Genomic DNA, 8,942 nt, shown 5'->3' with positions numbered 1-8,942 from the left:
TGTGATGGACTGGATACACCTTGCTTCCACTTATGTACCGGCAAACCCGGATCAACTGAGCGCCTACGACAGCTTTCGGCTGTGGGCAGATCATAACCGGGCCTGGATTTTGTTCGTGCAATTGATTATTGTCTACTACCTGGGATTTGCGACGCAAATTCGCATGCCGATCTTGAAAACCTTGTTCCTGTACATCCTCCTTTTCGCAGGAGCGCTGGTCTTTGCGATTCTGGATGTCCAGCTCCCGGTGAAAAGCGCCATGCTGGTTGCGATTGTCATTCTGGTCATCGTCAAATTGCGAATCAAACCGGAGCAAACAGAGCGAAAGTGAGGCGTCCCTCGTGAAACGTGATGATGCACTCTTTAACTGGCTGCAGATTCAAGTCGTGGCCGATGCGAGGCCAGACGATCAGTCGGCGCAGGAGACAGCGGCGTTTTTCCTGCAGATGCTGCAGGAGGACCATGCGCTTGGCGAGCTTGCGTATCGGCTGGAGAGCGGCTGGTACGTGCTGACAGCAAAACAGGATGGGACAGAGCCGTTGGAGCGCAAATATCCGGCAGAGATGGTCGAGTCCTTGCTGGTCGCAATTGAAAACGAGCCAAAATTCAACAGCTAGAATGGCGAAAAGACTCTTCTCACCTCCGACTTGTTCGGCGGGCGGAAGAGTCTTTTTTGTTGTGAGCGCTGGAGCCGCCTGAGTAACCGTTTGAAGCTGCTGTAGGTATTTAGACGTGTTTTCTTTTGCCGTGCAACTTTTGCCAAAAAGGCCACGTCAGTATGGTAGCCCAAAGAGGCAGGGAACGATGGGCAATAACAGAGGGGGAGACATCAATGAAAAAGATCATGAGCAAGCCCGTATTGGCGGTGGTCACGGCGGCAGGACTCATCGGCTGTCTGACACCGATTTTTGCAGATGCCAGTTCAGGCAGTTCGCCTGCGACCAAGGTCGTGATGGGCGAAGAAGGCAAGCAAGTTACCCGCTACAACCTGAAGGAACTTGCCAAAAACGACCCGGATACGCTGAACATGCTGCTGAAAAACCAGGCAGACCATTTGTACCTGATCGTGGAGCCAATCCATCTGAACACGAAGCTGCAAACATACATGGAGACGAACAAGGCGAAGTGGGAGCAGATATATCGCGACTATTACGGCGACATCTGGTTGGAGGTTCGCCGTACAGAGGCTGATGAGGAACTGGTCAGCGTGAGTGCGCAAACCGAAAACGGCAAGGTGTACATCAAAGGCATCGTGACGCCGGAAGTAACCAAGGTGGTCGTCACCAAGCCGAACGGTGACATCATCGAGGTCGTTCCGACAAGCGAGCATTCATTTACGGTCAGCTTTGTTGCGCCAACAACCGATTCTGTTCAATACGTAACCGTGCAGGCGTACGCGGGCACTCTTTTGGCTGACAGTGAAAAAGTAAAGCTTATCCCGCAGGCTGACGAAGAGAAAAACAGGCTGATTTACGCCTTTTCCAAGTACGATGCCAAAAAGGGCGAATGGCAGGTGAAGGGTGTCGTCAAGCGCGGAGTGGACAAGGTTGTCGTCTCCTACAACGGTGTGAAAAAAGAGACGACGCCGAAGAAACTGTGGGATGGCGTCGACAGCTTCAGCGTGACGGTAACGGATGTGCACGCGGAAGCTGTGAGCGGCGAAGCGCTGATCGAAGTATATGAAAACGGGAAAAAAGTCGACTCCAACACGATCAAGGTCGATGTGGTGAACACCCCGGACAAACAACCTGACACAACTTATGTCATTGCCGGAACAGCGGTGCACGATCCGAAGAAAAAGTCCATTCAGCTCAAGGGCACGATCAAGGGCTGGGATGTGAAGGAAAAAAACAAGTTGGTGATCATCACGCCGGACGGAAAGAAAAAGGAGATCAAGCCGAACGCCAAGGGTGAATACACGGTAAACATCAAATATACAGACAGCTCGTTTGTCGGCAAAACCGTGCAACTGGAACTGTATGCAAAAGACAAGCTGTTAAAGCATGCAGACATCGCCCTGAGCACGAAAATAGCTGCCGAGCCAAAGAAGGATGACGACAAGAAACAAGAGAACCACAACCATCCAAACGGGAAGGCATACGGCTACTGGAAAAAGCACGATAGCAAATGGGATGATGACGACGAGGATGACAAGGACGACGATGACAACAAAAGAAACGACAGGTAGTCTTGTTTACGGCTGACTGTAGCTTTGAACGTACTCGACCAGTTCGCGGATGTAATCGCCAAGGATCGGGATCGAGAGAAACTGCGACAACAGTGAGCCGAGCAGCGCCAGCACGATCGCTGTTCCAATCGTCAAACCAAGACCCCGGGCAAGCCCTGCGAGGAAATTGATCCAAAGCAGCTTGCGCGGGGCTGTGTAGTTTTGGATGACGTCTGCGAGCCGAATATCTTCCAGAAACATGGCAATTTTATCCATGCGCTCGTTTACTTTCCGCACTTCCTGCAACTCAAGGAGAACCTGGTCGATTTTGTGCATCAGCTGCTCTGTAGGCGTAGGGGCCACTTTTTCCAACCTCCTTATTCGTTACGGCGTTGCTTCTACCAGTTTAGGGAAAAAAACAGGCAGAAGCAAGGCGGAAAGGAAACGTTTGCCTAATGTCAGATCAGGGGGGTACAATAGACGTACTATCGTTTACGAGGAGGCATCCGAATGGCTGAAACCGTATCCCAAACCTTGTCGGAAGACCTGTTCGCGCTTCTGCAAAAAGAGCGATTTGTGACGCTCGGCACGGTCGATCACGAGACAGGGGCACCATCGCTCAGTTCCTTGTCCTGGGCATTGGCGGTGAACAGCGGACTCATCCGCTTTGCTGTGGATAATCGCTCGCGCATTCTCGCCAATATTGCCAAAGAACCGCAGGTCGTCCTGCACTTGATTGGGGCAGGCTCCTCTTTTGCGATCAACGGGCGCGCGACGCTCAAAGCCGAGCGGCTGGAAGGCGTTCCGCTGAAGCTGGCCCTGGTCGAGATTGCGATTGACTCCGTACGGGACGTCATGTTTTACGGCTCGCGCATTTCCGTAGAGCCGCAATACGAAAAGACGTACGACAAAAATGCGGCCGCGAAGCTGGACAATCAGGTCATGACTGCGCTGAAAAACGCCTAGCAGGACTTTTGCGCAACGGGGGAAAATCCTGTTGACAAAAAACGGCGCTATCCTTTAGTATTAGGTCAATCAATATTGAATAGCAAAACTTCTTATCCAGAGAGGCGGAGGGACTGGCCCGATGATGCCCGGCAACCAATCACCTGCACGTTCATGCGTGCGGGGAGATAATGGTGCTAATTCCTGCAGAGTTGATTAACTCTGAAAGATGAGAAGGTCTTGCTTACGGTGACGTAATCAAAGCCTTCTTTCAGAGGAAAGGGGGCTTTTTTCATGCCCCTCGCAGATCATTGGAGGGAGAGAGTTACGATGAGACTAGAGACAAAATTGATTCAGGCAGGCGTAGGCCGAGATGAGAAAACAGGAGCGGTCAGCTTCCCTGTCTACTATGCCACCGCATATCGCCACCCGGCATTGGGGCAGAGCACAGGCTATGACTATACACGCACGGCCAATCCAACCCGCACCGTTTTGGAAGAAGCGATCGCGGAGGCAGAGTCAGGGGATGCGGGCTTTGCCTGCGCATCGGGAATGGCGGCGGTTCATACGGTCATGGGTCTGTTTTCTCAGGGAGACCATCTCATTGTATCGCTCGATTTGTACGGGGGGACGTATCGCTTGTTTGAGCAGGTGCTGTCCCGTTACGGCCTGACTTTTACCTACGTAGACTTGCGTGATCTGGAAGCGGTGCAAAAGGCGCTGCGAGCCGAGACGAAAGCGATCTTCGTCGAGACGCCGACGAATCCGCTCATGCAGATTACCGATATTCGCCAAATCGCTGCGCTGGCAAAGCAGCATGGACTTTTGACAATCGTGGACAACACGTTCATGACGCCTTACTGTCAACGCCCGCTGGAGCTTGGCGCAGATATTGTGTTGCACAGCGCGACGAAGTATTTGGGCGGCCACAACGATGTGCTGGCAGGGCTGATTGTGACAAAGGGTGAGGAGTTGTCGGAAAAAATCCGGTTTTTGCACAATTCCATCGGCGCGGTATTGGGCCCGCAAGATAGCTGGCTGTTGGTACGCGGAATGAAGACCTTGGCACTGCGCATGGAACGGCATCAGTCTAACGCGCTGGCTGTTGCGAAAAAGCTGCAGGAGCATCCGGCTGTCGCCGAGGTATTCTACCCTGGGCTGGAAGAACATCCCGGTCATGCCATCCAGGCGAGCCAGGCAAGCGGGTTTAGCGGTATGGTTTCATTCCGGGTACGGTCTGCAGAGCAGGTGGGTCTGTTTTTGCAAAATCTGCGCATCGTCTCTTTTGCGGAAAGCCTTGGCGGCGTCGAGTCTTTGTGTACGTATCCGGCGACACAGACCCACGCTGACATTCCGCTGGAAGTGCGGGAGTATGTCGGCGTTTGTGACCGGTTGCTGAGACTGTCGGTCGGGATTGAGCATCCAGAAGACTTGATCGAAGATTTGTTTCAAGCTTTGGACGCAAGTCTCGCCGTTGGGGGGGCTGTTCGATGAACTTTGCAACGAAGGTTCTTCATGGCTCTACTTGTATCGATCCGTTCACAGGTGCGTCGTCGGTTCCGATTTACCAGGCTTCCACTTTTCACCAGTTTGACCTCGACCAGCCAGGCACTTACGACTACGCCCGATCCGGCAATCCGACCAGACACGCGCTGGAGGAAGCGATTGCCGCTCTCGAAGGCGGTGCCCGCGGATTTGCCTTTTCATCCGGTATGGCGGCCATCTCCAGTGTGTTCATGCTGTTTTCGGCTGGTGACCATATCGTGGTTGCGGAGGACGTGTACGGCGGCACTTTCCGCTTTTTGACCCGCGTGCTGTCGAGGATGGGCATTTCCTTTACGTTTGTCGATGCGACACAGACAGAAGCCGTGCGAGCGGCGATTACTCCGGCGACCAAAGGGGTGTATCTGGAAACGCCGTCCAATCCGACGCTGAAAGTGACCGACATCGCGGCGGTATCAGCGATTGCGAAAGAGCACGGGCTGCTCGTCATTGTCGACAATACGTTTTTGACACCGTATTATCAACGGCCGCTGGAGCTGGGAGCAGACGTCGTCATTCACAGCGCGACCAAGTTCATCGGCGGCCATAGCGACGTGGTTGCGGGGCTGGCCGTGACGCGAGACGCCGCGCTCGGGGAGCAGCTGTACCTGATCCAGAACGGCATGGGCGCGATTCTCGGCGTACAGGATTGCTGGCTCGTCATGCGCGGGCTGAAAACGCTCAAGGCGCGTCTGGACGTCAGCACCAAATCAGCAGGGATTCTTGCAGAGTGGCTGTCCACGCACCCTGGCGTGAGCCGCGTTTACTACACGGGCCTGGCTGACCATCCGGGGCATCTCGTCCAGCAACGGCAAGCAAGCGGCCACGGAGCGGTTCTGTCGTTCGATGTAGGGAGCCGCGAGCGGGCCAAGGCGCTGTTTGACCGGGTGAAGCTGCCGATTGTGGCAGTGAGCCTGGGCGCTGTGGAGACGATCTTGTCGTATCCGGCGATGATGTCACATGCGGCAATGCCTGCAGCGGAGCGGGAAGCGCGCGGCATCACGGATGGCTTGATTCGCCTGTCCGCAGGGTTGGAGGACGTGGACGACTTGCTTGCGGACTTGAAGCAGGCGCTGGATGCGCTGCCGCCCCTGTCCGCTGTCCAGCCGCAAAAAGAGGCATTCTCCCGGGTGTGATTCTCCCGGGGCGAATGCCTCTTTTTCGTTATGGTGCGCCTGTGCGGTTTGCGTTGATCTTGTCGTTTCCTTGCGGCGCAGATCGGCCGTTTTTGTTGATGCGCTGTTCGTTTTCCTGCGACGGCGTTTCCTCGCGCTGCCTTACATCACGCGGCAGCTGTGGAATGATGCGGCCGACAATATCGGCCAGCTCCTCCGCAAAGCCAGAGACGGGGTGGCCCCGGCGAATGTCTGCGGCCATTTCCTTCAGGCGCTGGACAATATCCGGATCGGCTATTACGGTTGCATTTGCGCCCTGCGGGTCTTCTTTCAGTGCTTCGGCAACCGTGTACTTGATGACACCGACCTCTGGCCGATCGAGATCGGCATCCACATCGATTCCGACGACCGCCATCTTGCCGATGACAACCGCTGTCGCCCCGTTTACTTTTTTCACACGGGTAGCCAGTTGCACAAGCCGGTCGGCTGTCGCTTGCGAAGACTGATTGTAGGCTGGTTCCGGGGCCGTTTGCTGGATGCGCTGGGTATGAGGCGCTTGCTGGTTGGGCTGTGGTGCTGCCTGGTTGGCTGGCGGGTTATTGTTTGACATGCATCCGGAAAAAAGCAGGCAGGTGCCAAGGCAGCCGATGATAATCCGTTTCACACGCATTCTCCCTTTCCCGTATTGCCTCCTGAAAACGGAGGGCAAGTTACCCGTATTTTGTCCCCGCAGGCGTATTTCATTCTGCCAAAGGGCCGTCTATCTCTGTCTGCCCGAACATAGACTGTAGTACATCACGTCGCCACAATTGAGCATCCCTCCAAAAATTGCATACCGTATATAAGAAGGGTAATAGGAGGCGAGATTTTGAAGAAAATCTACGTACTGGACACCAACGTACTCCTGCAAGATCCACGGGCGATGTTCTCTTTCGCTGACAACGAAATTGTCATACCTGCAGTGGTGTTGGAAGAAATCGACTCCAAAAAGCGGTACATGGATGAAATTGGCCGCAACGCGCGGTACGTATCGCGGCTCCTTGACAGTTTTCGTGAGCTGGGGCATTTGCACAAAGGCATTACCCTGGAGACAGGCGGGCTCTTTCGGGTGGAGCTGAACCATTCCTCGCTCCACCAATTGCAAAAGCAATTTACAGAAATTTCTAATGATAACCGCATTTTGGCGGTCGCACTTAATCTGCAGGAGGAGGAGAACCAATCCCCAGAGCCCAGACCCGTCATATTGGTGAGCAAGGATGCGCTCATGCGTGTGAAGGCAGATGCCTTGAACATTTCGGCAGAAGATTTTCTCTCCGATCGCGTGGTAGGAGAATTTTCCAGCATCTACACCGGTTATCAGAAAATGATGGTCGCTTCCGAGATCATCAAGGCGTACTACGCGGCGAGAAGACTGCACCTGGCCTCCTGTTTCCCTCGCTATCGCTTTTATCCGCATCAGTTTCTCATACTGAAGGACGAATGCAACCCGTCCATTTCTGCCATCGGAAAAGTGGACGCCGATGGAAAAATGCTGGAAATGCTTGTGGCAGACGACGATCCGATTTGGGGCATTCGGGCCCGAAACGTGCAGCAACGGATGGCAACCGAGCTGCTTTTGCGAGATGATATTCCGCTGGTGACCATGACTGGCAAGGCGGGCACAGGGAAGACGTTGCTGGCGCTTGCGGCAGGACTGTTGCAAATCGAAGACCAGCAAAAATACAAAAAACTGTTGGTGGCAAGACCTATCGTTCCTTTGGGAAAAGACATCGGTTTTTTGCCCGGCGAGAAAGAAGAAAAATTGCGGCCGTGGATGCAACCGATTTACGATAATCTGGAATATTTGTTCAACACCAAGCGGCCAGGTGATCTCGATAAAATTTTGGCCGGGATGGGCAGTCTGCAAGTGGAGGCGCTGACATACATTCGCGGTCGTTCCATTCCGGGGCAGTTCATCATTATTGACGAGGCGCAAAACTTGACAAAGCACGAGGTGAAAACGATCCTGACACGGGTGGGGGACGGCTCGAAAATCGTCCTGATGGGCGACCCGGAGCAGATCGATCATCCGTATCTGGACGAAAGCAACAACGGCCTGACGTATGTCGTCGAGGTGTTCAAGGACCAGAAGCTGGCCGGACACATTCGTCTGGAAAAAGGCGAGCGAAGCGTGCTTGCCCAACTGGCCGCAGATTTGCTGTAAAAGCGTGTATGAAAAACGGTTGGCTGGACCATACTATAGCTGTCGAGCCCGATGTTTCATGTATGATGCGGCGAAATGCCTTGCAGGAGGCGAAGAACCGTGGATAACCATGAACAAGCAGTCGACGAAAGTCTTATGGAGATAAGCCGATTCCTTGGGTAACAATCTCTTTCATGGAGGTTGAAGTGCCAAAGAGAATGACCGGTAAGACCCCATAGGCAATCGGGCTCGACAAAGGACCGCTCTCCATTTGGGAGCGGTTTTCCTTTTATGCGCAAAATCAGCGGCTGTTCCGCGTCCATAAAAAAACGCGGACAGCCGTGTGGACGGCTCCGCGTTTTGCGAGCAAGGGCAGAGGCTAGGCTTTGGCTGCGGCAATTGCCTTGCGCAGGGAAGAGATCATGCCCATGTGCATGCCTTCGTGGAACAAGGTGAAGACCATGATTTCGCCATAGGTGTGCATGACTCCCTTGTCACCGAGTTCAAACGGCTTCGGGAGCGGCTCATTCAGCCGTGATTGGAATTGCTCCTTGATACGCGCATGCTGCTCTTTCAACTGGGCAGCCAACGTTTCCAGGGAAGGGATGTCATTCTGCCAGTCTGCCGGCTTTGTCCCCGGGCTAAACATAGCCGCGTAGGACGGAGGACATTTCATTTCGGCAGGGCCGAGCAGCAAATAATCTTGCGTGAGCAGAATATGGCCGATATTCCAGCGGATGTTGTTCTTGAATCCTTCCGGAACGATGTCAGCCTCCTCCTCAGTCGTATTGGACACGCCCTCCAAAAACAGGCCGCGAATCAAGTCGTACTGATTCCAAACGAATGAATAATCCTGCATGGCGAAAACCACCTTTCGTCAATTTCCATACTCCTCCATATTACCGTAAATCAGCCGCAAGGAAAACAAAGATTTCCATTTCTTCGCAAGTTGTCCACCTCCCTTCATACATATAAAACAAGGAGGGAGAAA

Annotated in this window: 10 protein-coding genes and 1 riboswitch; of the genes, 7 read left to right on the top strand and 3 right to left on the bottom strand. The window is 53.7% G+C overall.

Going from position 1 to position 8,942, the window contains the following annotated elements; all coding sequences use genetic code 11:
- The first annotated feature begins 4 nt into the window (after nucleotides 1–4).
- The 3 genes from AAFJ72_RS14295 to AAFJ72_RS14285 all read left to right on the top strand — a co-directional run bounded on the left by AAFJ72_RS14295 (nucleotide 5) and on the right by AAFJ72_RS14285 (nucleotide 2,188).
- Nucleotides 5–331, top strand: a complete 327-nt coding sequence (locus tag AAFJ72_RS14295) for a YlaH-like family protein (RefSeq protein ID WP_432774440.1) — start codon at nucleotides 5–7, stop codon at nucleotides 329–331.
- Nucleotides 332–341: 10 nt separating this feature from the next.
- The gene (locus AAFJ72_RS14290) at nucleotides 342–617 is read left to right on the top strand and encodes a hypothetical protein (protein WP_432774439.1); all 276 of its coding nucleotides are present in this window, start codon (nucleotides 342–344) and stop codon (nucleotides 615–617) included.
- 215 nt (nucleotides 618–832) lie between these two features.
- Complete coding sequence (locus tag AAFJ72_RS14285; RefSeq protein WP_432774438.1) at nucleotides 833–2,188, top strand: hypothetical protein; 1,356 nt, start codon at nucleotides 833–835, stop codon at nucleotides 2,186–2,188.
- A 6-nt stretch (nucleotides 2,189–2,194) separates the two neighbouring features.
- On the opposite strand, the gene AAFJ72_RS14280 is transcribed toward AAFJ72_RS14285, so the two are convergent.
- The gene (locus tag AAFJ72_RS14280; RefSeq protein ID WP_211338269.1) at nucleotides 2,195–2,503 is read right to left on the bottom strand and encodes a DUF5665 domain-containing protein; all 309 of its coding nucleotides are present in this window, start codon (nucleotides 2,501–2,503) and stop codon (nucleotides 2,195–2,197) included.
- 174 nt (nucleotides 2,504–2,677) lie between these two features.
- On the opposite strand from AAFJ72_RS14280, the gene AAFJ72_RS14275 reads away from it, so the two are divergent.
- The 3 genes from AAFJ72_RS14275 (at nucleotide 2,678) to AAFJ72_RS14265 (ending at nucleotide 5,790) form a co-directional block, all read left to right on the top strand.
- Nucleotides 2,678–3,133, top strand: coding sequence for a pyridoxamine 5'-phosphate oxidase family protein (locus AAFJ72_RS14275; RefSeq protein WP_122906067.1), 456 nt, complete (start codon nucleotides 2,678–2,680; stop codon nucleotides 3,131–3,133).
- A gap of 89 nt (nucleotides 3,134–3,222) precedes the next feature.
- Nucleotides 3,223–3,348: riboswitch (SAM riboswitch) on the top strand.
- A 94-nt stretch (nucleotides 3,349–3,442) separates the two neighbouring features.
- Nucleotides 3,443–4,606, top strand: coding sequence for an aminotransferase class I/II-fold pyridoxal phosphate-dependent enzyme (locus AAFJ72_RS14270; protein WP_122906068.1), 1,164 nt, complete (start codon nucleotides 3,443–3,445; stop codon nucleotides 4,604–4,606).
- Nucleotides 4,603–5,790 (top strand): trans-sulfuration enzyme family protein, encoded by a 1,188-nt coding sequence (locus AAFJ72_RS14265; RefSeq protein WP_432774437.1) that lies wholly within the window; start codon nucleotides 4,603–4,605, stop codon nucleotides 5,788–5,790. Before AAFJ72_RS14270 ends, AAFJ72_RS14265 begins: the two co-directional genes overlap by 4 nt.
- Nucleotides 5,791–5,818: 28 nt before the next feature.
- Here AAFJ72_RS14265 and AAFJ72_RS14260 read toward each other — a convergent pair whose 3' ends face one another.
- Entirely contained in the window at nucleotides 5,819–6,439 is a 621-nt protein-coding gene (locus AAFJ72_RS14260; protein ID WP_432774436.1) for a YhcN/YlaJ family sporulation lipoprotein, read from the bottom strand.
- A gap of 198 nt (nucleotides 6,440–6,637) precedes the next feature.
- On the opposite strand from AAFJ72_RS14260, the gene AAFJ72_RS14255 reads away from it, so the two are divergent.
- Nucleotides 6,638–7,972 (top strand): PhoH family protein, encoded by a 1,335-nt coding sequence (locus AAFJ72_RS14255; RefSeq protein WP_432774435.1) that lies wholly within the window; start codon nucleotides 6,638–6,640, stop codon nucleotides 7,970–7,972.
- A 358-nt stretch (nucleotides 7,973–8,330) separates the two neighbouring features.
- Here the strand turns inward: AAFJ72_RS14255 and AAFJ72_RS14250 are convergent, their stop codons facing one another.
- Entirely contained in the window at nucleotides 8,331–8,810 is a 480-nt protein-coding gene (locus AAFJ72_RS14250) for a DinB family protein (RefSeq protein ID WP_122906072.1), read from the bottom strand.
- Nucleotides 8,811–8,942 lie beyond the last annotated feature (132 nt).

The sequence above is a fragment of the Brevibacillus gelatini genome, from assembly GCF_050920745.1.
Classification (GTDB): Bacteria; Bacillota; Bacilli; order Brevibacillales; family Brevibacillaceae; genus Brevibacillus; species Brevibacillus gelatini.
The sequence above is the reverse complement of the archived record's forward strand: the minus strand, read 5'-3'. Positions and strand labels throughout refer to the sequence as shown.

Excerpts from the sequence above, each read along its gene's own strand:
- AAFJ72_RS14295 (WP_432774440.1), top strand. The coding sequence starts at position 5 with ATGGACTGGATACACCTTGCTTCCACTTATGTACCGGCAAACCCGGAT.
- AAFJ72_RS14270 (WP_122906068.1), top strand. The coding sequence starts at position 3,443 with ATGAGACTAGAGACAAAATTGATTCAGGCAGGCGTAGGCCGAGATGAG.
- AAFJ72_RS14260 (WP_432774436.1), bottom strand. The coding sequence starts at position 6,439 with ATGCGTGTGAAACGGATTATCATCGGCTGCCTTGGCACCTGCCTGCTT.
- AAFJ72_RS14285 (WP_432774438.1), top strand. The coding sequence starts at position 833 with ATGAAAAAGATCATGAGCAAGCCCGTATTGGCGGTGGTCACGGCGGCA.
- AAFJ72_RS14250 (WP_122906072.1), bottom strand. The coding sequence starts at position 8,810 with ATGCAGGATTATTCATTCGTTTGGAATCAGTACGACTTGATTCGCGGC.
- AAFJ72_RS14275 (WP_122906067.1), top strand. The coding sequence starts at position 2,678 with ATGGCTGAAACCGTATCCCAAACCTTGTCGGAAGACCTGTTCGCGCTT.
- AAFJ72_RS14265 (WP_432774437.1), top strand. The coding sequence starts at position 4,603 with ATGAACTTTGCAACGAAGGTTCTTCATGGCTCTACTTGTATCGATCCG.
- AAFJ72_RS14280 (WP_211338269.1), bottom strand. The coding sequence starts at position 2,503 with ATGCACAAAATCGACCAGGTTCTCCTTGAGTTGCAGGAAGTGCGGAAA.